Source organism: Streptomyces sp. NPDC055749, assembly GCF_053617235.1.
On record NZ_JBSHFH010000057.1, the window covers coordinates 25855 to 51340 of the forward strand.

Genomic DNA, 25486 nt, shown 5'->3' on the forward strand with positions numbered 1-25486 from the left:
GATCTCGGGGAACGAGGGCCGTCTCCGCCGCGCGGCGGAGACGGATCGTCACGGGGCACGACGTGCCCGTGCGCCAGGCGCGGAAGCGTGGGTGTCATGACGAAGACACCGCTCGAATCCCGCCCCCAGTCCCCGGTCGCACCACCCGCCGGCCCCGGCCGCGCCCGCACCGTGCTCAGGAACATCGCGATCGCGTCCTGTCTGCCCTACCTCACGCTCAAGACCGCCTGGATCGCGGGCAGTCACGTGGGCATCCCGGACGGCAGCTCGCTGCTCGACCAGCGCACCACGATGATCGTCGCCAATGGCGCGACCATGCTGATGGACGGATCGGTCGTCCTGATCGCCCTGCTCCTCACCCAGGCCCGCGGGATGCGCGTCCCCGCCTGGCTGATGGCTCTGCCGATGTGGGTCGCGACCGGGCTGCTCCTGCCGATCATGACCGGCTTCCCGGTTCAGCTCCTGGTCGGGCTCCTCGGCGGCGGGACACCGTCGACCGCGAACGCCGGGCGGCGCGCCTTCCTCGACGACTGGGTCTTCGGCGTCGTCTACACCGGCTTCATCGTCCAGGGGCTCACGCTCGGCACGCTGTTCGTCCTCTACGCCAGGGACCGCTGGGGCCATCTCTGGCAGGGCGCCCTGCGTGACCTCCAGGACGGTCCCACCACCCCCGTCCTGCGTCTCGGCGCCGTGGTGGCGGCGGTGCTCGCCCTGATGCCCGGCACGATGCATGTGGTGTGGGCCGCCGGTGGCACGGCCGCTCTCAACACGACCCGGGTCGACGAGCGCACCAGCGGCTTCTACGCGCTCCAGGCGGTCGACGTGCTGTTCGTCGCCGCGACCGTCACCGGGGTGCTGCTGCTCGCCTTCCGCCGCCGCGGAAAGCTCCCCCTGTGGGTGCCGCTCGCCCTGGCCTGGGGCGGTTCGGGGGCGCTGGCCTGCTGGGGCGGCTGGATGAGCATCGCCTCACTGACCGAGGTACAGGAGATCGGCGACCAGCCGACCACCGGCATGGTCCTCCTCTACGCTGTGCAGATGCTGGTCGGAGCGCTGGTCGTCACCCAGGGTGCGTACTTCTTCGCCGAGCGGGCCGCCGCGGTGGCGCGGCCGTCCGGCCGGGGCCGGTGACCCTGCTCATCGGGCGGCGGGCCCGGCTGCGCTGGCTGCACCTGATCATCGGCGGCGCTCTGCTCATGCCGTACTTCCTCGTCGGCTCGGTGATCGTCGGCTCGTACAGCGGGGACAGCGACCTCTTCACCTCCCCCGCCGCCCAGCTGACCTCGTTCGCGATCGCCCTGCCGATGGCAGCGGTCACCGGCTTCTTCCCGCTCGTACGCCCCCTGTCGGTCGCGGCGGCCCGCGCCCTGTGCGGCGTCCGCGCGGACCTGCTCGCCGACGGGCCGGCCAGGACCCGGCAGGCGAAGCTCCGGGCGGCCGGCTGGTACACGCTGCACCTGGGACTCGGCGGCATCATCAGCGGGCTGACGCTGGCACTGACGCCGTACGCGGTGGCCGTGATGGTGGCGCCCTTCTTCGCGACGGTGCGCACCTCCCAGGCACTCCGGCTGCCCGAGGCGCTGGACCGACCGTGGTTCCTGGCCCTGGCTCCGGCCGTCGGCCTCGCGCTGCTGGCCGCGATGGCGGGCTGCGCGGCGGCGGCCGGGGCGCTGCTGGCCCGGAGGGCTCCGGCGCTGCTGGGTCCGACGCCCGACGACCGGCTGGCCGCCGCCGAGCGCCGGGCCGCAGATCTGGCGGTACGCAACCGGCTCGCCCGGGAACTGCACGACTCCGTCGGCCATGCGCTCAGCGCGGTCACCCTCCAGGCCGGAGCGGCACGCAGGGTCCTGGACAGCGATGTGGAGTTCGTACGGGAGGCACTGACCGCCATCGAGGAGACCACCCGGCGCACGGTCGGTGAACTCGACTCCGTGCTCGGCCTGTTGCGGCAGGGGGAGGACGGCGCGGAGGGTGCGGCGGGTCCCGGTCTCGACGCGCTCGACGGTCTGCTGGCGCACTGCGGGGTCCCCGTCTCGTACGTGGCGCAGGGCGACCCCGGCGCGGTCACGGAGCCGGTGTCCAGGGAGGCGTACAGGATCGTGCAGGAGGGGCTGAGCAACGCGCTGCGGCACGGCGGGGGCGGCGCTCCGGTGGAACTGCGTATCGCGGTGCGCGACGAAGGCGTGGAGATCACGATGGAGAACCCGCTGCCCGAACGGCCGCCGGTGGTGCGGCCCGGAGGAGGCCGCGGGCTGCGCGGCATCGAGGAACGGGCCATGCTGCTCGGCGGCTCTGCCGAGGCCGGGCCGAGCGAAGGAGGGGTGTGGCGGCTGACCGCCCGCCTCCCCGGCCACCGACCCGAAAAGGAGAGCAGATGAGCGAGAAGGTCCGGATCGTGGTCGCCGACGACGAGCGCATGGTCCGTACGGCGCTGCGCGTGATCCTGGACGCCGAGGACGGCCTGGAGGTCGTCGGCGAGGCCGCCACCGGCGCCGAAGCGGTGTCGGTGGTGCGGGAGCTGCGCCCCGATGTGGTGCTCATGGACGTCCGGATGCCGGAGATCGACGGAATCCGGGCCACCGAGCAGATCCTCGGCACGCTCGACCCGCCCCCGCGGATCGTCGTCGTCACCACCTTCGAGAACGACTCCTACGTGTACGAGGCGCTGCGCGCCGGAGCCGCGGGCTTTCTGCTGAAGCGGGCCGCGGCCGAGGAGCTGGTCCAGGCGGTGCGGCTGGTCGCCCGCAGCGACTCGCTGCTGTTCCCCGCGGCCGTACGGAGTCTCGCGGACCGGTACGGCGGTCGGCAGGCGCCGGCCGCGCCCTGGGTGGCGCGGCTCACCGACCGGGAGGCGGAGGTGCTGCGGCTGATGGCGGCCGGCCTGAGCAACGCGGAGATCGCCGGACGGCTGGGGGTGGGGGCGGCGACGGCGAAGAGCCATGTGGCGGCCGTGCTCGCGAAGACGGGTGCCCGGGACCGTACACAGGCGGTGATCGCGGCGTACGAGTCGGGGTTCATCACCCCCGGCTGACCGGCCGCGCCAGCCCGTGAGCGACGGGTGAGAAAAGGGTGAGAAGGGGCACAGACGGGAACGCCCCGCACGTCCCCGCTCGTCCCCCCAGCAGTATGAACAAGACGATCAGGCGCGCTTCGGTCTTCTGTCTGCTGATGGTTCTCGCCCTGCTGGTGCGGGCGACCTGGGTGCAGGCGTACGAGGCCCGGGCGCTCGCAGACGACGAACACAACCGGCGGAACACCATCGCGCAGTACGCGCAGCCGCTCGGTGACATCATCGTGGCCGGTTCCCCGGTCACCGGATCGAAAAGGACGAGCGGCGGCGACCTTCAGTACAAGCGCACGTACGAGCAGGGCGAGCTGTACGCGTCCGTCACCGGCTACAGCTCCCAGGCGTACGGCGCCACCCAGCTCGAAGGCATCTACAGCGATGTCCTCGACGGAACCGACGACCGGCTGAAGAACCCCGCCGATGTGATCACCGGCAGGCAGACCACGCCGGGCAGTGTGCTGACGACGATCGACCCGGACGTCCAGAAGGCCGCCTACGAGGCACTGGGCGACGACATGGGCGCCGCCGTCGCGATGGACCCGGAGACGGGCCGGATCCTGGGCATGGTCTCCTCCCCCTCGTACGACCCCTCCGACATCAGCGGGACGGCGGACGGCGACGCCTGGCAGAAGCTGCTGGACGACAAGGACAAGCCGCTCGTCAACCGGGCGCTGCGGCAGTCTCTCGCCCCGGGCTCGACGTTCAAGCTGGTGGTCGCCGCGGCGGCGCTGGAGGACGGTCTGTACGGCTCGGTCGACGAGCCGACGGACAGCCCGGTCCCGTACACCCTGCCCGGGACCACCACGGTCCTGAAGAACGAGAACTCCGCGGCCCCCTGCGAGGACGCCACCCTGCGCACCGCGCTCAAGTACTCCTGCAACACCGTGTTCGCCAAGGCCGCCGCGGATCTCGGCCAGGACAAGGTGAAGGCGATGGCGGACCGTTTCGGTTTCGGCACCAAGGACCTGGACGTACCGGTGCGGGCCTCGGAGAGCGTCTACCCGACCGGCATGGACAAGGCCCAGACGGCGCTGACGGGCATCGGCCAGTTCGAGGTGACCGCCACCCCGATGCAGATGGCGATGGTCTCCGCCGCCCTCGCCAACGGTGGCGAGCTGGCGGCCCCGCACATGGTCTCGAAGGTGACGGACTCCGACGGCGGCACGCTGGAGGAGTTCCCCGACGGGGACACCGAGCGGGTCGTGTCGGAGTCGACGGCTGAGCAGTTGCGCAGTGCGATGGTCACCGTCGTCGACGAGGGCACCGGCACGAACGCCAGGATCGCGGGCGCCGAGGTCGGCGGCAAGACGGGCACCGCGCAGAACGGGGTGGAGAACCGCAACACCCCGTACGCCTGGTTCACCTCGTACGCGAAGGACAGGTCCACCGGGAAGTCGGTCGCGGTGGCCGTGGTCGTCGAGGACTCGGGCTCGGCCCGGTCCGAGGTCAGCGGCAACGGTCTTGCCGCTCCGATCGCCCAGAAGATGATGAAGGCGGCGCTGAAGGGCTGAGCGGCGGGGGGGTCCGGCACCGCCCATGGGTGGGCGGTGCCGGGCCCGGTCCTACTTCACGCCGAGCAGCTGCTCGATCGGGTCGATCGCGAAGTAGAGCGCGAACAGGGCCGAGGTGCCCCACAGGAGCCAGTGCACCTCGCGCGCCTTGCCGAGGCACGCCTTGATGACGACGTACGCGATGAAGCCGGCGCCGATGCCGTTGGTGATGGAGTACGTGAACGGCATCACGGCGATGGTGAGGAAGGCCGGGATGGCCACATCGAAACGGTCCCAGTCGATGTGCTTGACCTGGGTCATCATCAGGAAGCCGACCGCGACCAGTGCCGGCGCCGCTGCCTGCATCGGCACCATGGTCAGGACCGGTGTAAGGAAGAGGGCGAGCGCGAACAGGCCGCCGGTGACCAGGTTGGAGAATCCGGTGCGCGCGCCCTCGCCGACGCCCGCGGCGGACTCGATGTAGGTCGTGGCGGAGGAGGCGGAGGCCGCGCCGCCCGCTACGGCGGCCGCGCCGTCGATGAGCAGCACCCGGCCGAGGCCCGGGACCTGGCCACGCTCGTCGAGCAGTCCGGCCTCGGCCGTGACGCCGACGACGGTGCCCATGGTGTCGAAGAAGTCCGACAGGATCAGGGTGAAGACGAGGAGCACCACAGTCAGCACGCTCACCTGCCCGAAGGCGCCGAACAGGTCGAAGTTGCCGAGGAGCCCGAAGTCCGGCGAGGCGACGATCTTGTCAGGCACCTGGGGCACGGTCAGACCCCAGGACTTGACGTCGGCGAGCTCGTTGACCGCCACGGCGACCACGGTCATCAGGACGATGCTGATGAGGATCGCGCCCTTGACCTTGCGCGCGAGCAGCACGATCGTCAGGAGCAGTCCGGCGCAGAAGACCAGCATGGGCCAGCCGCTCAGCGTGCCGGTGCCGAGCTGGACCGGCACGGTGGTCCCGGCGACATCCGGGATGCGCGTGACGAATCCGGCGTCGACGAAGCCGATGAAGGCGATGAACAGGCCGATGCCGACGCTGATGGCCTGCTTGAGCGGCTGCGGAATGGCGTGCATGACCGCCTCTCGCAGACCCGTCAGGACGAGCACGCAGATCAGCAGGCCCTCGAGCACGATGAGACCCATCGCGTCGTCCCAGCTCATGAGCGGCGCGATCTGGAAGGCGACGACGGCGTTGAGCCCGAGTCCGGCCGCCAGGGCCAGCGGCAGATTGCCGCCCACACCCATGATCACTGTCATCACGGCGGCCACCAGAGCCGTGGCCGTGACGAGCTGGACCGCGTCGAGCTGGTCGCCGAACTTGTCCTTGGCGCTGCCCAGGATGATCGGGTTGAGGACGAGGATGTACGCCATCGTGAAGAACGTGGCGAAGCCGCCGCGTATCTCCGTCGCGTACGTCGAACCGCGCTCCGTTATGCGGAAGAAGCGGTCCACCGCCGATCCGGATCCCACGGCGGGCGGTCTGGCATCCGCCTTGCCGGTCGCGCTGGTCTGCATGGTTTCTCCTGTGTTCACGGATGAGGTGCGAGGGCCCGCATCCCTGCGCCGTCGTACGGCACGGAGGTGTCGACACCCTTGTGGGATACGCCGATTGCCGCACGGCGGGCGTCGGAAACGAACACAGACGCGGCAGGCGTGTGCGGATCATACGCGCGTGCGATTCATAAATTCCCGTGCGGGCGCGGCCGGTTCAGGCGGTCGGAGCGTTACGGGATACCGCACTCCAGCACCTCGCCTTGTCGTTTCCTACAGAGTCCAGTGAACGCATTCACATGAAATCCGGAAACTGGCCATACGTGCGATCGCACATGCGGCGTTCACCGCCTAGCCTGTGGCGGTGCATCATCCCCCCTCAGCCGAACCAGCACCCCCCTTCAACTCGCGCGCCGCGCGGGTGCTGCGCGAAAGCCTGGGAATGGCTCCCGGGCACGTGGCCCACGGCATGCGTGCCTCCTACGGGATGACCCACATCACCTCGGATCACATCAGCGCCTGGGAACGCGGCACAGCCCTCCCCTCCGCTCCCGAACTCGCCGCACTGGCAGGGGCGTTGTGGTGCGCGCCGAGCGAGCTGATCGGGGCCCCTCGGACCTTGCGGGAGCACCGCCTCGCGCGCGGGCTCGCCGTCGAGGACATGGCTCGCGCCACGGGCCTGGATGTGCACGCCTACCAGCAGATGGAGTCGACCGGGGAATGGACCGGCACCAGCCGCCAGTCCGCGGCGCTCGGGGCGGCCCTCGCGCTGAATCCTCGTGACTTCATCACCGTGACCGGCCTGGACGGGGAACTGACGCAGTTGCTGCACGACGCCGTCGGCACTCGCTGGCAGGCCCACACCCGCTCGATCGCCCGGCTGCTGTCCGCGGACCGCCGCGAACTGTCCGGCCCGTTGCGCGAGATGCACCAGGAGTACCAGGCTCTGATGACGGCGACCCTGAGCAGGGCCGGCGGCTCGTCCGCATCGGGCGAGGCGGGTCTGCGCTACCTGGAAGAGATCCTGGACCACTTCTGGTCGAAGTTCCCGCCCGCCCGTTGAGCGTCGGCGGGTGCGAGGATTCGACCGAAGAGGGAGGTACCCGTGGGCACATCGGCCGACGATGCCGCTGCCGCCGAGTTCCATGAGTTCTTCGAGGCGCACTACGCCGAACTGGCCCGGCTGGCGCACCTGTTGACCGGTGAGGCCGATGCCGCGGACGATCTGGCCGCGGATGCGCTGATGGCGCTGTGGCACCGGTGGGACCGGGTCAGGGCCGCCGACCACCCGGTGGCGTACGCGCGCGGGGTCGTCGCGAATCTGGCCCGCACCCGGATTCGCGGCGCGGTGCGGGAGCGCCGCAGGATCGCCCTGTTCTGGGCGCCGCGCGGGGACGGGTACGCGGTGGACGATCCCGATGTGCCCGCGGTCGTCGATGTGCAGGGAGCGCTGCGCAGGCTGCCGTTCCGCAAACGGGCGTGTGTGGTGCTGCGGCACGCCTTCGACCTGTCCGAGCGGGACACCTCACTGGTCCTCGGGATATCCGTCGGCACGGTGAAGAGCCAGACCTCGCGCGGCGTCGCGGAGCTGCAGCGACTGCTCGGCCCGCAGGGCGGCGCCGAGCAGGTGCGGGCGGCCGTCGGCGCGCAGCGCGGCGAAGGAAGGAACTGATGGACGACGAGCTGCGGGGCCGGCTTCGGGACGCGGCGCTGGCGCACCGGCCCGACAGGGAACGGATGCTGGCCCGGGTGGAGCGCGGGATGGCACAGGAGCCCCCGGGACGGGCGCCTCGCCCCGCCGGTGCTCCGATGCCGTGGCTTCGGGTCGTGGGCGCGACGGTCGCGGTATGCGGAGTGCTCGCCGTCGGCACGCTCGCGGTCACCTCCGCGGTCCGCGAAGACGGGGGCGGGCAGCGGGTGGCGGGGCCGCCGGCACCGTCCGCTTCGACAGCCGGTGCGTCCGAGCGGGGCAGCGCTCTGCCGGCCGAGGCCGGACCCCTGCGGTCGGACAGTTCGGTGGACCCGCACAGCAACCGCTACTGGGCGCAGAGCGAGGTGACGGTGAGGACCGGGGATCCGCTCGCGGCGCTCACCGTCGAGCTGCGGATCGCGCTGACGGGCGGGGTGAACACCACCGGGTCCTGGCGGTCCCTCCCGGCGCAGGACTTCGCCGTCTCGGCGCGGGAGGAGAGCGGCTTCCTCGTCTACCGCTGGACGCTGAAGCCGGGACGTACCGTGCCCGTCGGCACGCACACGTTCGCGGGCCAGTACAACCACGCCGAGGGCGCCCGGGACGCCTCGGACGACGACTACACGGCCCGCGCCCGAGCCGCCGGTCAACAGGTCGTGGTGGGCGGGGACTTCGCCCCCGCCCACTGACCTGCCGGGGTCAGGAGGAGGGGGCGGCCCAGCGCTTCACGGTGGCCGTCGCCTCGTCCCGCTCCTCGGGCGTCAGCTTGGAGATCAGCGCGCCGTGGTTGGTGTTGGGCGCCACGTAGAGGTGCGAGTCGTTCTTGCTCGGCTTGAAGCGTTCGGCGCTCCACGGGTCGTTCTGGCCGTAGACGAACATCATCCGCTCACCGCGCGTCTTCACCCAGCTGTCGACGTCGCGCATCGCCCGGCCGTCGTAGGAGGTCTCCATGTCCGAGGGCAGGACGGAGTTCGGCTGGTAGATGTCCGGGTAGTTGCGTACGTCCTTGAGGTGCTTGAACTTCAGGTCGGCCCAGCCGAGCTGGGAGGCGGCCTGCCGGTAGTACGGTCCGCTGCCCTCGGCGCCCTGGCCCTGGTCGGAGTAGATCGAAAGACCGTTGGCGAGCGACCAGGCGTACAGCTCGTCGTCACCGGCCGTCTTCGCGTCGGGGATGGCGGGGCAGTTGACGTAGCTGCCGCTCTGCCAGAAGTTCCACACCTGGTCGAGTACGGAGAACTCGAAGGCGCGGTCCGCGCCGCCGAGGTAGTCGAAGGTGTATCCCTCCTCGCGGCTCGTGGCCTCGAACCTCGGCAGCATGGCTTCGCGCCGCACCAGCATCTCGCGCTGTACGGCGTCGAGGGCTGCCCGGCATTCCGGGGTGCCGACGGTGGCGAAGAAGTTCTCGTATCCGCTGTCGTCACGGTTGTTGGCGTCGTTGGGTGCGACGTACGCGACGACGGCGTCCAGGTCCTGCGGGTAGTAGCGCTCGTGGTACGTCTGGGTCATGCCGCCCTTGCTGGCGCCCGTGCCCAGCCACTTGGCCCGGTAGATCGGCTTCAGCGCCTCGACGATGGCGTGCTCGTCGCTGGCCTCCTGCCAGACGGTGACGTCGTCCCAGTCGTACGTGGCCGGGCGTGAGACGTTGAAGTAGCGGTGCTCGACGCTGACCTGGTTGGCGTCGAGGATGTTCGTGATCTCACGCGTGCTGGAGGAGAGTCCGTAGCCGCCGGTGTAGTGGACCATCGGTCTGGCCGCGTCCTTGTGCCAGAGCGTGAAGCGCTGCTCGAAGGTGCCGCGGGCCGGGTCGGTGTGATCGACGGGCTGAGTGATCGTGAGCGAGTAGAGGGGATATCCACCCTTGTCGGCGACCGAGGTGACGGTCAGACCGGGGGTCCTCTCCAACTGCTCCCGGATGTCGGTGCTCTGCACGGAGGAGGAGGAGGCGGGAGCGGAGGGTGTCTCGCTGCCCGGTGCGGCGGTGGCGGGCACGGCGGTGGCCGCGGATATGACACCGGCGAAGACAAGCGCGGTGGTAGCGATCTTGCGCACGAAGAGTCCCCCTCGTAACGGGTGTTGAGTGACGGATGAGCCGCGCAGCACAGTACGCGGTGATCGTTTCCCTGTGATCACCCGCGACAGGGGGAACTCTTGGACTTTCGCGCGCCTTACCGGGGTCAGGAGTACGGGTGCCAGTCCCCCAAATACGCGGCGCGGGTGTGCAGCCCCGCCTGTTCGCGCGTGAGCTGAGGACGGTTCTCGGGGACCGTGACGCGGGCTCCCGGGCCGGTGTTGGCGTACTCGGCGAAGCGCTGGTCCTGCCACGGGTATCCGGATGCCATGTTGGTGTACGGGGCGGTGGCGTCCGTCCCCGGGCCGATGACGGAATCGCGTACGACGAGGGAGGGCCGGGCGGTGGGGTCCGAGCTGGGCACCCACGGTCTGGCCAGCTTGTACGCCGCGTCCTCGGCGCCGCTGGTGAAGCGGGAGCGCACCGCCAGATAGCCGTACGGGTTGGCGCGGGCGGTGGAAGGGGCGAAGTACATGCCCTTCGGCGTGAAGTCGACGTCCCGGTCCAGGGCGTGGAAGCGGCAGTGCTCGAAGACGGTCGTCGCACGGCCGAAGACGAAGTCGACGTCTCCCTCGGCGTAGCAGTGCGAGAAGTAGTGCCGGGCGAAGACGGACAGCGAGAGCGTGTCGGAGTACAGGGTGTCCTGGTGGCCGAGGAAGCGGCAGTGGTGGAAGGCCGAGCGGTCGCCCATGACCTTGATGGCCACGGCCTGGGTACCGGAGATCTCCGGATGGTCCGCGCGCAGCCAGTCGTTGGCGAAGGTGATCCGGTGGGCGGTGAAGCCGGCGGCCCTGACGGTGGTGGTGGCCGATCCGCTGGTCCCGTAGGTGCCGGTGCCGTCGGGCCTGGGGGTGCCCGCCGCGTTGTCGTACACGATGACCGTGTCGCGCGGGTTCTCACTCGCGCCGATCAGCGTGAGGCCGGCGCGCGCCTCGGTGACCGTGACGGTCTCGCGGTACTCGGCAGGGGCCAGGACGAGGGTGGCGCCGGTGTCGGAGGCCGCGTCGACGGCGGCCTGGACGGTGGTGTGGTCGCCCCGGCCGAGCGGATCGACGTACAGGGTCCGCTCGGTGAGGCGGGCGGACGGCGATCCGTACCGCCCGAAGGGGGCCGCTCCCCCGGCGTGCGCCCGGGGAGCGAGGGCGAGTCCGGCGGTGGCGAGTGCGCCCGCGAGGAAGGAGCGGCGGGCGAGGGGGACGTACGAGGTCATGCGGGAGGTACCTCCGTTGCTGCGCAGGTGAGGGAGGGGCCGGGGCGGGCGGTGTACGTGGCTCGGCCTGTCCGCCCCGGCGGGGGTGGCGCGGTCAGCAGACCTTGCCCGCGCCGGCGTTCCTGGCGACGAGGCCGGGCAGTGCGCGCGAGTCGTTGACCTTGGTGCGGAGTTCGGGCGTCCAGCCCGCGCCGGAGGCGAGCTGCTCGGCCGGGTACTGCGCGTTGTGGACGGCGACGAGGTCGGTGGCGGCGCCGTTGACGTAGTTGCCGGAGGCCGTCACGGGGGCCTCCTTCCACTTCTTGAGGATCGCGCCCGCCTGCACGGAGGCGGGCAGGGTGAAGGAGTTCTTCTCCGCCACGAGCCGGGACTCGATACCGATACCGAGCGAGTAGCCGTACTTCTGGTCCGCGGTCACCGTGAAGTGGTTGTTGTACGCGTCGACCTTGCCGAAGCGGACGCGCGGGGCACGCTCGACGACTCCGTCGAAGTGGTTGTGGTGGAGCGTGACGCGCAGCTTGTCCCGGTCGTCGGCGCCCGCGCTGTCGCTGTTGCCGATCATGAGGGTCTTGTCGTGGTCGGTGAGGACGTTCCAGGAGGCGGTCACCAGGTCGGCGCCGCGGACGATGTCCAGGAGGCCGTCGTGCTGCTGGTAGATCTCGCCGAAGTACGAGGGGAGCGTGGAGTCCGGGTAGCGGCCGTCGGTGAGGGTGTTGTGGTCGACCCAGACGTGCTCGGAGCCGTGGACGACGACCGCGTCGTACTCGGAGTTCCAGGCGCCGGTGGGGCCGTCGGTCGGGTCCCAGGCGGGGAAGCAGTCCAGCGGGGCCTCGATGGTGAGGTTGCGGACGATGACGTTGTCGACGCCCTTGATCTGGAGGCTGCCGCCCCTGATCCCGGCGTCCCGGCCCACGCCCACGACGGTCGTGTTCGCGGGGACGTACGCCATGATGCCCAGCTTCTGGTTCTCCGAGGAGGCCGCGCGCAGTTCCTCCTGCTCGCCGGTGAGCGGGGCGTCGAGGCCCCAGACCGCGGGGTCGTAGTCGGCGAGGTACCGGTCGAAGTCGTAGCCGGGGGCCTCGAAGGAAGCGCAGCCCTCGGAGGTGGCGTCGATGGTGCCCTTGACCTTGATGATCGACGGGGCGCCGGCTGCGGCGACGAGGGCGGCCCTGAACTCGGCCCAGGTGGTGACGGTGAAGACGTGGTCGGCGTCGGCTGCCGAACCACCGGTGGTGCCGGTGCCTTCGGAGGCCCAGCCGTCCTGCGCGGCGAGGGTCTGGCGGCCGAGGTCGGGGCGGCCCGCGGCCTGGGTGGTTCCGGTGGCGGCCAGTACCAGGGCGGTGCAGCCGATGAGCGTGGTTATGACGCGCCCATGACATATCGGGGTTCTCATTGTGCGGCTCTCTTCCGTTCGGAGGCGTGTGTGGCTCAGGCCTGGGGCCAGGTGATCCAGGACTCGGGGATCTCGTCGTCGAGGCGGCGCACCTCGCGCGGGTCGAGCGCGCGGTGGTCCAGCAGCCCGGCCGCCACGAGCCGGGCCACGGCGATCGCGCCCGGCGGGTTGAAGTGGGTGTTGTCCTGCTCGGTCGCCGTCCAGTTGAAGTACGCCTTGGACTCCTCGACACCGAGCTTCTGCCACAGCGCGATCGACAGGGCCTGGGTGTCGAGCAGCGCCACGTCCTCTTCTCCGGCCAGCGCCCGCATCGCCGCCGGGTACTCGCCGTGGCTGGGCAGAGCCGTACCGCCCGCGTCGAACCTCCTGCGCTCGACGGGGGTGGCGAGGACGGGCAGCCCGCCGCGGGCCCGCGCACCCTCGATGTACTGCCGCAGGCAGTCCTGGTACGTCGTCCAGGGCTCCGTATAACGGGCCGGGTCGGCGGTCTTCTCGTCGTTGTGCCCGAACTGGACGAGCACGAGGTCGCCCTCGCGGACACCGGCCAGGAGCACGGCGAGGCGGCCCTCGTCGATGAAGCTCTTCGAACTGCGGCCGTTCACCGCGTGGTTGGCGATCTCGACGCCATGGCCGAGGAAGAAGGGCAGGGCCATGCCCCAGCCGGTCTCGGGTGCGGCGTCGGCGTACTTCTGGGCGGCGGTGGAGTCGCCCGCGATGTGCACGGTCCGCGGCCTCGGGCGGCCACCGCCCCTGCCACTGCCGCTGCTGCTGCTCTCGGCGAAGGCGGGGGTGGCGGGTACGGCGGCGAAGGCGACGGGCAGCGCGAGCAGCGCGGCTGCCGCGTGTCTGCGGGTGAGGGACATGGGGGGACTGCCTCTCTCAGGGGTGGTGGTTGTGCGTGGAGCGGGACCGGCGGCGGGGCGCGACCCGTACCGCCGCCGGTCCCGGGTCAGGGGGAACAGGGGCGGCGCGGTCAGCCGTTGCCCAGCGCCTTCCACTCCTTCTGGGCGGCGTTCAGCTCTTCGGCGATCTTGTCGAGGAACTCCTCGGCCGTGACCTTGCCGAGGAGCAGCTTCTGGAACTCCGGCTCGTTGTCGGCCTTGCTGATGTTGTTCCAGTCGGGCAGGTAGTACGGCAGCTGCACGATCTTGGTGGATCCGTCGGTGAGGGACTTGGCGCCGAGTGCGGTCGGCTCGGCCGCGGCGATCCACGGGTCCTGCGCCGCCTCGGTGTTGGCGGGGATGGCCCCGGCCGCCTCGTTCCACTTGCTGTTGGACTCGTGGGAGGCGGCGAACTCGATGAACTTCCAGGCCGCCGTCTTGTTCTTGCTCGCCCGGAACAGACCGAGTCCGTCGACGGGGTTGGAGACGCCGACCCGGGTGCCGCTGTCACCGATCGGGTTGGGGATACCGGCGAACTTGTCCGGGCCCAGTGCCTTCAGGTGGTCCTGGTAGGAGCCGAGGTTGTGGCTGAGCATCCCGATGGTGCCGGTGTCCCACTGGGCGACCATCTTGGTGAAGTCGTTGTTGACGTCGGCGGCCGGCGTCGTCTTCTTGAAGAGGGCGGCGTACTTCTCCAGGGCGGCGACGTTCTTCGGGTCGTTCAGCGTCGTCTTGTCGCCGTTCCAGAACTCCGTGATGCCGGACTGGCCGTACGCGGCGTCGATGGCCTGCGCGATGGAGCCCGCGCCGCCGCGGATCGTGTATCCGAACTTGTTGTCCTTGGCTTCGGTGAGCGCCTCGGCCGCCTCGTAGAACTTCGCCCAGGTGGTGGGCGCTTCGAGGTTCGCCGCCTTGAACAGGTCGGTGCGGTACCAGAGGGTGCCGTTGTTCGCGGAGGTCGGCACGGTGTACATGTCGTCGCCCCGGCCGCCCGCGTCCTTGACGCTGTCGACCATGGACGGGACGAGCTTGCCGTCGAGCGGGGACCCCTTGAGCCGGTCGTTGACCGGCTCAAGGGCCTCCTGAGAGACGATGTTGGAGAGGTACGCGGTGCCGACGCCGCCGACGTCCGGCAGCCCGCCGCCCGCTATCGCCGTGTCGTACTTGGACTGCACGTCGGCGATCGGGATCGGGACGTACTTGACCTTGATGTCCGGGTTCTTCTTCTCGAAGTCCTTGATGATCTCGGTCCAGATGGCGGTGCGCGGGCCGCCGTTGTTGTCCCAGAAGGTGATCTCGCCCTTGCCGCTGCCCTCGTTGCCCGAGCCGCTGCCGTCGTCACCGCAGGCCGTGGCCGTCAGCGCGAGCACTGCCGTGAGGGAGACCGCTGCCGCGGCACGCCCCCGGTTCGTCTTCGAGATGTTCATGGTCGGCTCTTCTCTCTCGGAATTCGGTGTGTGCGCGTGTGCGTGAGGGGGGTTCAGTGCTGCGTGCGGTGGGGGGCCCAGCCGTCCTCGCCTGCGAGGTAGTCGGCCACGTCGTGGTGTGCGGCGTCCCGCTCGGACATCTGCGGCCGGTCGCCGGTGATGCCGGCGCCGGGTCCGTACGTCCGGTACTCGCCGAACCGCGCCTCCTGCCAGGGGAAGCCGTGCGGAGCGCCGACGGCCGCCACGGCGGCCGGGCCCGGTGCGCTCGGCACGAGGAGGGCTGCGGCCAGGGCGAAGCCCGTGGCGAAGGTTCCGGCTCTGGTGCGCTTGGTACGGAGGTGCATCGTTGCGGCTCCCATACAGGCAGGTGCAGATGTGGGTGCGGAGGTTCAGTCCGCGGTGCGGAAGGCGGTGAAGCCGGCCGTTCCGGCGGGTCCCGACCCGGCCGGTGCGGTGGCGAACAGTCCGAGGAGGGCGCCGACCCAGCGCCACGGCGTGGCCGCGAAGACCTGACCCGAGGGGCGGAAGCCGTCGCCGGTGTCGGCGAAGAAGCGGCAGCGGGCGCCGGCCGTGACCTCGATACGGAGGCGGACGCGGCCATCCGGGGCCGGGCGGGGGTGCTCGGCGTCGCGTTCGTGCTCGGCGACGGTCTCGGCGTACCGGTGCACGAGCCGAGGCGCCCCGTCGGCCCCGGCCTCCAGGCCGATCCAGCTGAACGCGTCGCCCAGTACGGCGATTCCGGCCTTGGCGCCCGGCTCGTAGCTGTTCAGTACGAGACCCGTCTCGACGGTGAACGTCTCGGCGGGCAGTCGCTGCACCAGGACGTTGGGCAGGGCCCGCAGATCGTGGGCGTACTCGGTCCGTACGCAGCTGAGCCGCAGGCCGTCGTCGGCGTGCTCGACCGTCCAGCCGGGCCGGGGCGCGGCCGTCCACTGCCACTGGCGGCCGAAGCGCCCGCCGGGGAAGTCGTCGTCGAAGGCCGGTACTTCGGGCGGCTGAGCGGGGGCCAGCGGCTTGGGGTGTACGGAGACGGGTTCGCCCCCGGCCCCGATGACGGGCCAGCCGTCGGCGTCCCAGTGCATCGGCTGGAGGTGGACCACGCGCCCGTACGCTCCCTTGGCCTGGAAGTGCAGGAACCAGTCCTCGCCCCGTGCCGTACGCACCCAGCCGCCCTGGTGCGGTCCGTTGACCGGGGTGCTGCCCTGGGCGAGGACGACGCGTTCCTCGTACGGGCCGAAGAAGTCCCGTGAGCGGAAGGCGCCCTGCCAGCCGTTCTCCACCCCGCCGGCCGGGGCGAAGATCCAGAAGTGGCCTTCGTGGCGGTAGAGCTTGGGGCCTTCGAGGGTGAACCAGCCGGGTATCCGGTCGGCGTCCACCAGGATCCTGCCCTCGTCGAGCAGTTCGCGCCCGTCGGGGCTCATCCGGTGGCCGGTGAGCCGGTTCTTGATCCCGGAGCGGGACTTGGCCCAGCCGTGCACGAGGTACGCCTCGCCGGTCTCCTCGTCCCACAGCGGGCAGGCGTCGATCAGCCCCTTGCCCGCCTTGAGGAGGTGCGGTGCGCTCCACGGGCCCCGGATGTCCTCGGCGTTGATCTGCTGGATGCCGTGGTCCGGGTCGCCCCAGAAGATCCAGAACCGGCCCGCGTGGTGGCGCAGGGAGGGCGCCCACACCCCGCAGTCGTGGCGCGGCACGGCGAAGTCGGCGGCCGGTTCGAGGCGCTCCAGGGCGTGCCCGATGAGGTTCCAGTTGACCAGGTCGCGTGAGTGCAGGAGGGGGAGCCCGGGGACGCGGCCGAAGCTGGACGCGGTCAGGTAGTAGTCGTCGCCGTCGCGCACGATGTCCGGGTCGGACCAGTCGGCGTCCAGCACGGGGTTGCGGTAGGTGCCGTCGCCGAGGTCGGCGGAGCGGAGCTTCGAGGGACCGCTCATGCCGTCACGACCTTGCGGACGTACCCATCGGCGGTCTCCCGGTCGAGTGTGCCGTCGGCGACGACGGTGACGATCCGGCGTACGACGGTGGCTCCGGCGGCGACGGTCAGCCGGCGGTCGGCGGCGAGGGACGAGCCCACTCCGGGGTACTCGGTGCTGCGGACGAACCAGGGATCGCGCCGGGTCTCCTCGGTCGCCCCGGCGAAGACGAGGGTCCAGCCGTCCCCTGCGAGGGCCAGCCAGTCGGCGGTGCTGCCGTGCACGGCGTCCTCACCGTCCCGGTCGGCGCTGAACACGGCGGGGGCCGCGGGCTCCTTGGGGGCTCGCCAGAAGAAGCCGCCGTATCCGGCGCCGGGGCGGCCGTTGGTTGCGGGGCTGCCGATGGAGAGGGCGGTGGTCCCCCGGTTGGTGAGGGAGAAGGAGAAGTCCAGCGCCCAGGCGGTGCCGGAGAGCCCGGTGACGGCGACCGTGCGGTGCTCGCGGAGCAGTTCGGTGCCTTCGGCCTCCCAGCTGAGCTCCTCCACGAAGCCGTCCGGGTCGCGGAGTTTCCAGCCGAGGTGGCGCTGCACCCCGTGGTTGTCGAGTGCGGTGGGTCCCTGGCCGCGTACGAAGGTGCGTCCGCCCCAGAAGTTGTATCCGGCCACGTCGGGCACGGCGACGGAGGCGCCGAGGTGGTGGATGTGGTCGGCGGGCCGCTCCTCGGTGACGGGGGTGCCGGCCAGGGTGGTGACGGGGTGGAGGTAGGGGCGGCCGTCGTGGGCGGCGGGCGGACGGCTGTAGCGGCCGACGGGGCGCCCCGCGCAGCTGAGGAGTGCGGTGGTCACGGTGTACTCACCTCGCTGGGGTGCGCCCAGGGGGCGCCGAGTTCGGAGAAGAGGGTGAGGGTGTCGGCGCCCGCGGCGACCAGTCCATCGATGCCGCGCACGACGCGCCGCTCGCCCGTGGTGGCCGTGGCCGGCTCCGTGTACCAGGCGTCGGCGGGCAGCGCGGTGGGCTCGGGCGCGGTGCGCACGGCCTCGACGACGCGCATGAACGCGCCGGTGCGGTGCGGGGGTACGAGGAGCGGGCTGCCGGTGGTGAGGTGGTCGGCCAGGTTCGCCAGGAGGTCGGTCCGGCCGTGGACGGTCTCCTCGGGGCCGCGGCCCGCGCGCTGGACGAGTACCCGGTCCTGCTTGTACCAGAAGGTGATCCGGCCGCGGTCACCGTGGACGATCACATAGGGTTCGGCGGCCCGTTCGGCGCAGAGGGTGACGGCGACGGTGACCGGCACTCCGCCCGTGGTGGTGATCCGGATGCTGGAGGTGTCGTCGGCCTCGATGTCGTTGGCCCGAAACAGCTGGGTCTCGATGTGCGCCACGTCCTCGGCGGTCCCGCTGTCCGCGAGTTCGAGTGCGGTGGCGACGGCGTGGGCGAGGGGATTGGTGAGGACCCCGTCGACCACGTCGGTGTCTCCGATTCTGCGGCGTCCCGCCCAGGGCGCGCGCCGGTAGTAGGCGTCGTCACGGACCCAGGCACCTGCGGCGCCGAAGCCCTGGACGGTGCCGATCGCGCCGGTGCGGATGAGTTCACGGATGGCGGGTACGGCGTGGGAGCCGAAGGACTGGAAGCCGATCTGGCAGGCGACGCCTGATTCCCGTACCCCGTCGGTCATGCGTGTGTAGTCGGCGTAGGTGGCGGCGGGTGGCTTCTCCAGGAGGAGGTGGACCCCGCGGGCGGCGGCGGTGAGAGCCAGTTCGGTGTGGGTCTGGATCGGGGTGCAGATGACGGCGGCGCGTGCGCCGGTGGAGTCGAGGAGCGCCCCGAAGTCGGCGGACTGCGCGGGGAGTTCCCCGGCGAACGCGTCGAGTTCCGTGGGGTCGAGCGGGGTGAGTTCGCAGATTCCGGCGAGCCGGACGAGGCCCAGGTGCTGGAGGCGGCGGATGTTGGCGAGGTGCCAGCGGCCGTGGCCGCGGGCTCCCGCGAGGACGATCGGGAGGGGGGTGGCGGTCGTGCTCATCCGGCCCTCCCCGCTCCGGCGCCGCGTGCCACGTCGGTGGCGGCGCGGGCCGCGCTGTCGACCGGTCCGTGCAGGGTGGGTGTCCAGCCGACGTCGGCGGTGAGGTCGCGTTCGCTGCCGGAGTTGTACGCGTTGTAGATGGCGAGCAGGTCGACGGGGAAGCCGTTGAACTCGTTGCCTCTCTGTGCCAGCGCGCTGCCGTTCCAGCTCTTCAGCAGGTCGGCGGCCTCGATGTGTCCCGGGGTGGTGAAGGAGTTGTTCTCGGCGAAGAGCCGGGACTCGGTGGAGACGCCGACGGAGTACCGGTAGGCGGCGCCCTCCGGGACGACGTACCGGTTGTTGTAGAGGTGGACCTGTCCGAAGCGGACGCGCGGCGCGCGCTGCGTGACGGCGTCGAACTCGTTGTGGTGCAGGGTGACGCGGAGCTTGTCGCGGTCGGTGGTGACGTTGTCGCCGTTGCCGATCAGGATCGCCTTGTCGTGGCCGGCGAACCGGCTCCAGGAGACGGTGACCAGGTCGGAGCCGTTGGTGATGTCCAGCAGCCCGTCGTGGCGCAGGTAGTTGCGGCCGAAGTACGTGGGTTCCTTCTCGTCGGGGTGGCCCTTGTCGCTCGCGGTGACGTGGTCGACCCAGACATGGGTGGCGCCGCGCAGCCAGAGGGTGTCGTACGCGGTCTTCCAGTCGCCGAGGCCGCCGGTGTTGGGCTGCCAGACGGGGAAGCAGTCGTAGGCGTCGCGGAGTTCGAGGTTGCGGACGATGACGTTGCCCGCGTCCCTGACCTGGAGGCTCGCGCCCTTGAGCACGGCGCTGCGGCCGAGGCCGACGAGTGTGGTGTTGGAGCCGATGCGCAGTTCGACGCGTTCGGCCTGCCTGGCGGCCGATGCTTTGCGGGCCTCCTCCTGCGGTCCGGACGGCTTGGCTCCGCCCCAGGTGCGGGGGTCGTACGCGGCGAGGTAGGCCGGCAGGTCGTAGCCGTCGGTGGCGTAGTCCGCGCAGTCGAGCGCGCGGCCTTCGTCGTCGGTGTTGGCGTCGATGGTCCCCGCGATGCGGATGATCTTCGGTACGGCGCTGCCGCCGTCCAGCGCGGCGACGAGCTGGGCCCGGTTCCGTACGGTGAGGACATGGGCGTCGTCGGCGGCCGAACCGCCGGTGGTCCCGGCGCCCTCGGCGGCCCAGCCGTCGTCGGCGGCGAGGACCTCCCGGCCCAGGTCCTTGAACGGGGCCGGCAACGGGGCCGAGGGGGTGGCGGCCTCGGCTCCCGGCTGAAGGGCCAGGCAGCCGATGAGCAGAGCGAGCGCGGCGGCGGCGCGGCGGCCGGTGCGCGGCCGTGGTGCGGTCATGGGGGAGGTCATGCGCGTCAGCCCTTCACTGCGCCGGCGCTGAAGCCGGTGATCAGCCACTTCTGGATGAAGGCGAAGACGATCACCACGGGTACGGCGGCGATGACACCGCCCGCGGCGAGCGCGCCCAGGTCCACGCTGTCGGCGCCGATGAGGGTGTTCAGGCCGACCGGGATCGTCTGCTTGTCCTGTTCGCTGAGGAACATCAGGGCGAAGAGGAAGTGATTCCAGCTGTGGACGAAGGCGAAGGAACCCACGGCGATCAGTCCGGGCCTGAGCAGCGGGAGCACGACCGCGCAGAAGGCGCGGAAGCGCGAGCAGCCGTCGACCCAGGCCGCTTCCTCCAGCGTCATGGGCACGTTCTTGATGAAGCCGCTGATCAGGATGATCGACAGCGGCAGCTGGAAGACCGTCTCGGCGATGATGACGCTCCCGAGGGAGTTGATCATCTGGAGGTTCTTGAAGATCTCGAAGAGCGGTACGAGCATCAGCGCGCCCGGGATGAACTGGGAGCAGAGCAGCGCCAGCATGAACGCGTTCTTGATCTTGAAGTCGAAGCGGGCCAGGGCGTAACCGCCGGCCAGCGCCACCAGGGTCGTGGTGAACAGGGTGGCGACCCCGACGATCATGCTGTTCTGGAAGAAGACGGCGAAGCTGCGCTCGTTCCAGACCTTGGAGAAGTGCTCGCCGGTCATCGGCCAGGGCACCAACGAGGTGGAGCCCGCGGGCCGTACGGCGAAGAGGAACATCCAGTAGAACGGGATGAGGGTGAAGAGCAGATAGATGCCGAGCGGCACGTAGATCTGCCACCGGGGCACGTCGTCGAAGGCGCGCTCGCGCCGGGGACGGCGGCGTGCGGGGGGCGGCGGGCTGTTCCGTACGGGCTCCGGAACGGTACCCGTGTGCTTCTCGGCCAGTGCGGCAGTCACTTGTGGTCGCCTCCGAACTTGCTCAGGCGCAGATAGACGATCGAGCAGAAGAGGAGGATCACGAACGCGACGGTGGTGAGCGCGGAGGCGTAACCGAAGTCGTGGCCCTCGATGCCGGTGTTGGCTACGTAGAGCGGCAGGGTGGTGGTCTCGCCGGCCGGTCCGCCGCCGGTGAGGGTGTAGAGCAGGTCGACGTTGTTGAACTCCCAGACCCCGCGCAGCAGGGTGGAGAGGATGATCGCGTCCCGCAGGTGCGGCAGGGTGATGTGGAAGAACTGGCGCATCCGCCCGGCGCCGTCGACCGATGCCGCCTCGTACAGCTCCTTCGAAACGGACTGGAGGTCGGCGAGGATGAGGATGGCAAAGAAGGGGACTCCACGCCAGAGTTCGGCGATCGTGGCGGCCCAGAAGACGGTGCCGGTGTCCGAGAGCACCGAGGTGCCGTACTCACCGATTCCGGCGTCCGCGAGGTAACGGCTGAAGCCCGTCGACGAGTTGTAGAGCAGGATCCAGATGGTGCTGGTCAGGACACCGGAGACGGCCCAGGGCGAGAAGACCATGGCGCGGGAGATGCCGCGGCCGATGAAGCTCTGGTTCACGATCAGCGCGAGTGCGAGGCCCAGCGTGAGCTGGAGCGCGACCTGGACGACGACCCACTGGGCGCTGAAGCCGAGCGTCGTCCAGAACTGGTCGTCCTCGGTGAAGAGCCGGGTGAAGTTGTCGAGTCCTGCGAAGCCGTTCCGCCACGGCTTGGTGACGTTGTAGTTCTGCAGGCTGTAGTAGAAGACGCTGATCACCGGGTAGGCGATGAAGCCCAGCATCAGCAGACCGGCGGGCGCGATCAGCAGGTACGGCAGTCGGCGGGGGGTCGCCGAGCGGCGCCGGGGCACCTTGGGCGGTGTGGCCACGGCTGCGGTTTGGGCCATGACGCGTCTCCGTTCTCTCCGAATGTGCGGGTGTGGTGCGTGTAGTGCGCAAGCGCTTCCCGCATGTCGTTCGGTATACCGAACGGGGCGGTGCGCGTGAATTCCGTTCCGCCGTTCAGCCCGCGTAGGGGTCGGGCACTTCTCCCTGCCGGGCCAGGAAGGCGAAGTCGCAACCGGTGTCGGCCTGGGTGATCTGGTCCTGGTAGAGCGCCCCGTAACCGCGCCCGTACCGGTTGGGCGGCGGCGTCCACTCCGCGCGGCGGCGGGTCAGCTCCTCATCGGAGACATCGAGGTGGAGCAGGCGCGCCCCGACGTCCAGGGTGATCGCGTCACCGGTGCGGACGAGGGCGAGCGGCCCGCCTACGTACGACTCGGGCGCGATGTGCAGCACGCACGCCCCGTAACTCGTGCCGCTCATCCGGGCGTCGGAGATCCGCACCATGTCCCGTACACCCTGCTTCAGCAGATAGTCGGGGATCGGCAGCATGCCGTACTCGGGCATGCCGGGGCCGCCCTTGGGTCCGGCGTTGCGGAGCACCAGCACATGGTCCGGAGTGAGGGCCAGGGCCGGGTCGTTGATGGTGCGCTGCATCTCCTTGTAGTCGTCGAAGACGACCGCGGGACCGGTGTGGCGCAGCAGGTGCGGCTCGGCGGCGATGTGCTTGATGACCGCGCCGTCCGGGCAGAGGTTGCCGCGCAGCACCGCCACGCCGCCCTCGTCGGCGAGCGGGTTGTCCCGTTCCCGGATGACGTCCGCGTCGTGCACGAGCGCCCCGTCGAGCTGCTCGCGCATCGAGGTGTGCGAGACGGTGGGACGGTCCAGATGCAGTACGTCGGTGAGGCGGGCCAGGAATCCGGGCAGCCCGCCGGCGAAGTGGAAGTCCTCCATCAGGTACTTCCCGCCGGGCCGGAGGTTGGCGAGCACCGGCACGGTGCGGGCGATGCGGTCGAAGTCGTCCAGGGTGAGCTTCACCCCGGAGCGGCCCGCCATGGCGATGAGATGGATGACGGCGTTGGTGGAGCCGCCGAGCGCGAGGACCGTGGCGACGGCGTCCTCGTACGCATCCGCCGTGAGGATCTTCGACAAGGTCAGCTGTTGCCACACCAGTTCGACGATCCGGATGCCCGACTGCGCCGCCATCCGGTCGTGACCGGAGTCGACGGCGGGGATCGACGAGGCGCCCGGGACGGTGACGCCGAGCGCTTCGGCGGCGGCCGTCAGGGTCGACGCGGTGCCCATCGTCATGCAGTGCCCCGGCGAACGGGCAAGACCGTTCTCCAGCTCGGCCATCTCGCAGTCACCGATGAGCCCGGCCCGCTTGTCGTCCCAGTACTTCCACATGTCCGTGCCCGAGCCAAGGACCTCGTTGCGCCAGTGGCCCGGCAGCATGGGACCCGCGGGAACGAAGACGGTTGGCAGGTCGACGGAGGCGGCGCCCATCAGCAGGGCGGGCGTCGACTTGTCGCAGCCGCCGAGCAGCACGGCACCGTCGACCGGATAGGAGCGCAGCAGCTCCTCGGTCTCCATCGCCAGCATGTTGCGGTAGAGCATGGGCGTCGGCTTCTGGAAGGTCTCCGAGAGGGTGGAGACCGGGAATTCGAGGGGGAAGCCGCCCGCCTGCCAGACACCCCGCTTGACCGCCTGCGCACGGTCGCGCAGATGGACGTGGCAGGGATTGATGTCGGACCAGGTGTTGAGGATCGCGACGACCGGCTTGCCCAGGTGCTCCTCGGGAAGGTAGCCGAGCTGGCGCGTACGGGCACGGTGACTGAACGAGCGGAGCCCGTCCGTCCCGTACCACTGGTGGCTGCGCAGCTCCTCGGATGTGATCCGGCCGGTCATATGGACCACCCGGCGATCTCGTCGGCGACCTCGGCGCGCTGCGCCTCCGGCAGCACCCTGCTGGGCGCGCGGACATCGCGGCGGCAGAGACCGAGCGAGGCCAGGGCCTCCTTGACGACCGTCACGTTGTTGGCGGACTGCCGGTCGGCGCGCAGCTCCTCGAAGCGGCGGATCTGCTCCCAGACCTTCATGGCCGCCGCGTAGTCGCCGGCCCGCAGCGCCTCCAGCATGGCCAGCGAGACGCCGGGGGCGACATTGACGAGGCCGGAGGTGAAGCCGGTCGCGCCGGTCGCGAAGTAGGAGGGGGCGTACAGCTCGGCGAGACCCGCGATCCAGACGAAGCGTTCGAGGCCGGCGTCCCGGGCGAAGGCACCGAAGCGGGCCGCGTCCGGCACGGCGTACTTCACACCGATGACGTTGGGGCAGCTGTCGGCGAGCGCGGTCAGCGCCTCACCGCCGAGCAGCGGATTGCGGATGTACGGGACGACACCGAGCTCGGGTACGGCCTCGGCGATGGCCCGGTGGTAGTCGATCCAGCCGTCCTGCGAGACGTACGGGTGCACCGGCTGATGCACCATCACCATCTCGGCGCCGGCGTCCCTGGCGTGCTCGGCGGCGGCCACGGCGGTCGGCACGTCGTGGCCGACGCCCACCAGGACGGTGGCGCGGCCGGCCGTCTCGTCGATGGTCAGCTCGGTGACGGCCCGCCGCTCGTCGGGCGTGAGCGCATAGAACTCCCCGGTGTTGCCGTTCGGGGTGAGGATGCGGACACCGCCGTCGAGCAGCCGTCGCAGCAGGGCGCGGTGCGCCGTCGTGTCGATGGTCCCGTCCACGGCGAACGGGGTCACCGGGATGGCCACGACATCTGCGAGGGCCGCCTTCAGCGGAGTGAGGTCCATGGGGACACGCCTTTCGTCTGTGTGCTGGTGGTTCACGCCGTGTCACCCCCGTCCACGTCGTCGGGGAAGGCGCGGCGCACGAACGACGCGATGTGGTCGTGCAGAGCCCCGGCAGCCGCCGGAGCGTCGTCGGCGAGCGCGAGCCGCAGGATCTCCCGGTGCTCGGCCGCCTCCCGCTCCCAGGTCGGAATGGCCGACCAGGCGACGGTCGACACGAGGGCGGCCTGGTCGCGGATCTCGTCGAGCATCCGGGACAGCAGCGGGTTTCCGCAGGGCAGGTAGAGCGCCCGGTGGAAGTCCCGGTTGGCCAGGGAGCGTTCGGCCTTGTCCTGCGCCGAGTCGGCCCGCTCCAGGGCCTCCTGCGCCTCGTCGAGCGAGGCTCTGCGCGTGATGGAGCGGCGCAGCGCCTCCGGCTCCAGGAGCAGGCGGACGTCGTAGACCTCGCGGGCCATGGTCGCGTCGACGAGCCGTACGGTGACGCCCTTGTACTGGCTCATGACGACGAGCCCCGTACCGGCCAGCGTCTTCAGCGCCTCCCGCACCGGGGTCTTCGACACCCCGAACTGGGCGGCGAGTTCGGTCTCCACGAGCGCCTGCCCTGGTCTCAGCTGCGCGGTGAGGATCGCGTGCTTGATCGCCTCCAGCACGTACTGGGTGCGGGACGGAATCGGGGTGGGCGCAAAGGTCATGAGTGAAGGGCTCTCGCATCTCGCGTATCGCGTCTCATATATGACGTACGAAGTACGACGCGATGAAGCTAGCGTTGCCCGAATGTTTCGTCAACGCTTGTCACCGACCCGGATTGAAGTCTCGGGCTTGCTGCTCGTGACCATCGCTGGCTGCGATGGACCCGGCTGCGTCCTGCGCTCGACTGCACCGGTTACGCGGTGAAGGTGAGAGCT

The 25486-nt window shown here is 70.5% G+C and carries 23 protein-coding genes; 7 read left to right on the plus strand and 16 right to left on the minus strand.

Annotated elements, in window-relative coordinates; genetic code table 11:
• The first annotated feature begins 96 nt into the window (after window positions 1–96).
• The 4 genes from ACWGO0_RS31065 to ACWGO0_RS31080 all read left to right on the plus strand — a co-directional run bounded on the left by ACWGO0_RS31065 (window position 97) and on the right by ACWGO0_RS31080 (window position 4575).
• On the plus strand, window positions 97–1128 hold the full coding sequence (locus ACWGO0_RS31065; protein ID WP_453542497.1) for a hypothetical protein: 1032 nt from the start codon (window positions 97–99) through the stop codon (window positions 1126–1128).
• Window positions 1125–2375 carry a sensor histidine kinase gene (locus tag ACWGO0_RS31070; RefSeq protein WP_453542500.1) on the plus strand — a complete coding sequence of 417 codons (1251 nt, stop codon included), beginning with the start codon at window positions 1125–1127 and terminating at the stop codon, window positions 2373–2375. The genes ACWGO0_RS31065 and ACWGO0_RS31070 overlap by 4 nt, the downstream gene beginning before the upstream one ends.
• The gene (locus ACWGO0_RS31075) at window positions 2372–3028 is read left to right on the plus strand and encodes a response regulator (protein ID WP_453542503.1); all 657 of its coding nucleotides are present in this window, start codon (window positions 2372–2374) and stop codon (window positions 3026–3028) included. The genes ACWGO0_RS31070 and ACWGO0_RS31075 overlap by 4 nt, the downstream gene beginning before the upstream one ends.
• A gap of 95 nt (window positions 3029–3123) precedes the next feature.
• Window positions 3124–4575, plus strand: coding sequence for a peptidoglycan D,D-transpeptidase FtsI family protein (locus ACWGO0_RS31080; protein ID WP_453542505.1), 1452 nt, complete (start codon window positions 3124–3126; stop codon window positions 4573–4575).
• Between the two features lie 51 nt (window positions 4576–4626).
• Here the strand turns inward: ACWGO0_RS31080 and ACWGO0_RS31085 are convergent, their stop codons facing one another.
• Entirely contained in the window at window positions 4627–6078 is a 1452-nt protein-coding gene (locus ACWGO0_RS31085; protein ID WP_453542508.1) for an NCS2 family permease, read from the minus strand.
• Between the two features lie 418 nt (window positions 6079–6496).
• Here ACWGO0_RS31085 and ACWGO0_RS31090 point away from each other — a divergent pair, with 418 nt between their 5' ends.
• The 3 genes from ACWGO0_RS31090 to ACWGO0_RS31100 are packed head-to-tail and all read left to right on the plus strand — an operon-like array spanning window position 6497 to window position 8433.
• Entirely contained in the window at window positions 6497–7117 is a 621-nt protein-coding gene (locus tag ACWGO0_RS31090) for a helix-turn-helix domain-containing protein (RefSeq protein WP_453542561.1), read from the plus strand.
• A gap of 42 nt (window positions 7118–7159) precedes the next feature.
• Window positions 7160–7726 carry a SigE family RNA polymerase sigma factor gene (locus tag ACWGO0_RS31095; protein ID WP_453542511.1) on the plus strand — a complete coding sequence of 189 codons (567 nt, stop codon included), beginning with the start codon at window positions 7160–7162 and terminating at the stop codon, window positions 7724–7726.
• Window positions 7726–8433, plus strand: coding sequence for a hypothetical protein (locus ACWGO0_RS31100; protein WP_453542514.1), 708 nt, complete (start codon window positions 7726–7728; stop codon window positions 8431–8433). Before ACWGO0_RS31095 ends, ACWGO0_RS31100 begins: the two co-directional genes overlap by 1 nt.
• 10 nt (window positions 8434–8443) lie before the next feature.
• Here ACWGO0_RS31100 and ACWGO0_RS31105 read toward each other — a convergent pair whose 3' ends face one another.
• The 15 genes from ACWGO0_RS31105 to ACWGO0_RS31175 all read right to left on the minus strand — a co-directional run bounded on the left by ACWGO0_RS31105 (window position 8444) and on the right by ACWGO0_RS31175 (window position 25273).
• Window positions 8444–9793: an aminopeptidase gene (locus ACWGO0_RS31105; RefSeq protein WP_453542517.1), complete on the minus strand. Its 1350-nt coding sequence runs from the start codon at window positions 9791–9793 to the stop codon at window positions 8444–8446.
• A gap of 125 nt (window positions 9794–9918) precedes the next feature.
• Window positions 9919–11022: a pectinesterase family protein gene (locus ACWGO0_RS31110; protein ID WP_453542520.1), complete on the minus strand. Its 1104-nt coding sequence runs from the start codon at window positions 11020–11022 to the stop codon at window positions 9919–9921.
• Between the two features lie 94 nt (window positions 11023–11116).
• Window positions 11117–12415: a pectate lyase family protein gene (locus ACWGO0_RS31115; protein WP_453542523.1), complete on the minus strand. Its 1299-nt coding sequence runs from the start codon at window positions 12413–12415 to the stop codon at window positions 11117–11119.
• A 35-nt stretch (window positions 12416–12450) separates the two neighbouring features.
• The gene (locus ACWGO0_RS31120) at window positions 12451–13278 is read right to left on the minus strand and encodes a rhamnogalacturonan acetylesterase (RefSeq protein ID WP_453542526.1); all 828 of its coding nucleotides are present in this window, start codon (window positions 13276–13278) and stop codon (window positions 12451–12453) included.
• A 110-nt stretch (window positions 13279–13388) separates the two neighbouring features.
• Window positions 13389–14723, minus strand: a complete 1335-nt coding sequence (locus tag ACWGO0_RS31125; protein WP_453542529.1) for an ABC transporter substrate-binding protein — start codon at window positions 14721–14723, stop codon at window positions 13389–13391.
• A 53-nt stretch (window positions 14724–14776) separates the two neighbouring features.
• Entirely contained in the window at window positions 14777–15067 is a 291-nt protein-coding gene (locus tag ACWGO0_RS31130; protein ID WP_453542532.1) for a hypothetical protein, read from the minus strand.
• A 45-nt stretch (window positions 15068–15112) separates the two neighbouring features.
• Window positions 15113–16651 (minus strand): family 43 glycosylhydrolase, encoded by a 1539-nt coding sequence (locus ACWGO0_RS31135; RefSeq protein ID WP_453542535.1) that lies wholly within the window; start codon window positions 16649–16651, stop codon window positions 15113–15115.
• Window positions 16648–17475, minus strand: a complete 828-nt coding sequence (locus tag ACWGO0_RS31140; protein WP_453542538.1) for a DUF6807 domain-containing protein — start codon at window positions 17473–17475, stop codon at window positions 16648–16650. Before ACWGO0_RS31140 ends, ACWGO0_RS31135 begins: the two co-directional genes overlap by 4 nt.
• Window positions 17472–18647, minus strand: a complete 1176-nt coding sequence (locus tag ACWGO0_RS31145) for a Gfo/Idh/MocA family protein (protein WP_453542541.1) — start codon at window positions 18645–18647, stop codon at window positions 17472–17474. The genes ACWGO0_RS31140 and ACWGO0_RS31145 overlap by 4 nt, the downstream gene beginning before the upstream one ends.
• Window positions 18644–19987 carry a pectate lyase family protein gene (locus ACWGO0_RS31150; protein ID WP_453542544.1) on the minus strand — a complete coding sequence of 448 codons (1344 nt, stop codon included), beginning with the start codon at window positions 19985–19987 and terminating at the stop codon, window positions 18644–18646. Before ACWGO0_RS31150 ends, ACWGO0_RS31145 begins: the two co-directional genes overlap by 4 nt.
• Window positions 19988–20004: 17 nt before the next feature.
• Entirely contained in the window at window positions 20005–20916 is a 912-nt protein-coding gene (locus ACWGO0_RS31155; protein WP_453542547.1) for a carbohydrate ABC transporter permease, read from the minus strand.
• The gene (locus tag ACWGO0_RS31160) at window positions 20913–21842 is read right to left on the minus strand and encodes a carbohydrate ABC transporter permease (protein WP_453542550.1); all 930 of its coding nucleotides are present in this window, start codon (window positions 21840–21842) and stop codon (window positions 20913–20915) included. Before ACWGO0_RS31160 ends, ACWGO0_RS31155 begins: the two co-directional genes overlap by 4 nt.
• Window positions 21843–21957: 115 nt before the next feature.
• Entirely contained in the window at window positions 21958–23685 is a 1728-nt protein-coding gene (araD, locus tag ACWGO0_RS31165; protein WP_453542552.1) for an L-arabinonate dehydratase, read from the minus strand.
• Complete coding sequence (locus tag ACWGO0_RS31170) at window positions 23682–24584, minus strand: dihydrodipicolinate synthase family protein (protein ID WP_453542555.1); 903 nt, start codon at window positions 24582–24584, stop codon at window positions 23682–23684. The genes araD and ACWGO0_RS31170 overlap by 4 nt, the downstream gene beginning before the upstream one ends.
• Window positions 24585–24616: 32 nt before the next feature.
• Window positions 24617–25273 (minus strand): GntR family transcriptional regulator, encoded by a 657-nt coding sequence (locus ACWGO0_RS31175; protein WP_453542558.1) that lies wholly within the window; start codon window positions 25271–25273, stop codon window positions 24617–24619.
• Between the last annotated feature and the right edge of the window lie 213 nt (window positions 25274–25486).

What these genes read in the sequence shown, in the direction of transcription:
- ACWGO0_RS31065 (WP_453542497.1), top strand. Translation starts at nt 97, where the DNA reads ATGACGAAGACACCGCTCGAATCCCGCCCCCAGTCCCCGGTCGCACCA.
- ACWGO0_RS31075 (WP_453542503.1), top strand. Translation starts at nt 2,372, where the DNA reads ATGAGCGAGAAGGTCCGGATCGTGGTCGCCGACGACGAGCGCATGGTC.
- ACWGO0_RS31080 (WP_453542505.1), top strand. Translation starts at nt 3,124, where the DNA reads ATGAACAAGACGATCAGGCGCGCTTCGGTCTTCTGTCTGCTGATGGTT.
- ACWGO0_RS31085 (WP_453542508.1), bottom strand. Translation starts at nt 6,078, where the DNA reads ATGCAGACCAGCGCGACCGGCAAGGCGGATGCCAGACCGCCCGCCGTG.
- ACWGO0_RS31090 (WP_453542561.1), top strand. Translation starts at nt 6,497, where the DNA reads ATGGCTCCCGGGCACGTGGCCCACGGCATGCGTGCCTCCTACGGGATG.
- ACWGO0_RS31100 (WP_453542514.1), top strand. Translation starts at nt 7,726, where the DNA reads ATGGACGACGAGCTGCGGGGCCGGCTTCGGGACGCGGCGCTGGCGCAC.
- ACWGO0_RS31110 (WP_453542520.1), bottom strand. Translation starts at nt 11,022, where the DNA reads ATGACCTCGTACGTCCCCCTCGCCCGCCGCTCCTTCCTCGCGGGCGCA.
- ACWGO0_RS31115 (WP_453542523.1), bottom strand. Translation starts at nt 12,415, where the DNA reads ATGAGAACCCCGATATGTCATGGGCGCGTCATAACCACGCTCATCGGC.
- ACWGO0_RS31120 (WP_453542526.1), bottom strand. Translation starts at nt 13,278, where the DNA reads ATGTCCCTCACCCGCAGACACGCGGCAGCCGCGCTGCTCGCGCTGCCC.
- ACWGO0_RS31125 (WP_453542529.1), bottom strand. Translation starts at nt 14,723, where the DNA reads ATGAACATCTCGAAGACGAACCGGGGGCGTGCCGCGGCAGCGGTCTCC.
- ACWGO0_RS31130 (WP_453542532.1), bottom strand. Translation starts at nt 15,067, where the DNA reads ATGCACCTCCGTACCAAGCGCACCAGAGCCGGAACCTTCGCCACGGGC.
- ACWGO0_RS31135 (WP_453542535.1), bottom strand. Translation starts at nt 16,651, where the DNA reads ATGAGCGGTCCCTCGAAGCTCCGCTCCGCCGACCTCGGCGACGGCACC.
- ACWGO0_RS31145 (WP_453542541.1), bottom strand. Translation starts at nt 18,647, where the DNA reads ATGAGCACGACCGCCACCCCCCTCCCGATCGTCCTCGCGGGAGCCCGC.
- ACWGO0_RS31150 (WP_453542544.1), bottom strand. Translation starts at nt 19,987, where the DNA reads ATGACCGCACCACGGCCGCGCACCGGCCGCCGCGCCGCCGCCGCGCTC.
- ACWGO0_RS31160 (WP_453542550.1), bottom strand. Translation starts at nt 21,842, where the DNA reads ATGGCCCAAACCGCAGCCGTGGCCACACCGCCCAAGGTGCCCCGGCGC.
- araD (WP_453542552.1), bottom strand. Translation starts at nt 23,685, where the DNA reads ATGACCGGCCGGATCACATCCGAGGAGCTGCGCAGCCACCAGTGGTAC.
- ACWGO0_RS31170 (WP_453542555.1), bottom strand. Translation starts at nt 24,584, where the DNA reads ATGGACCTCACTCCGCTGAAGGCGGCCCTCGCAGATGTCGTGGCCATC.
- ACWGO0_RS31175 (WP_453542558.1), bottom strand. Translation starts at nt 25,273, where the DNA reads ATGACCTTTGCGCCCACCCCGATTCCGTCCCGCACCCAGTACGTGCTG.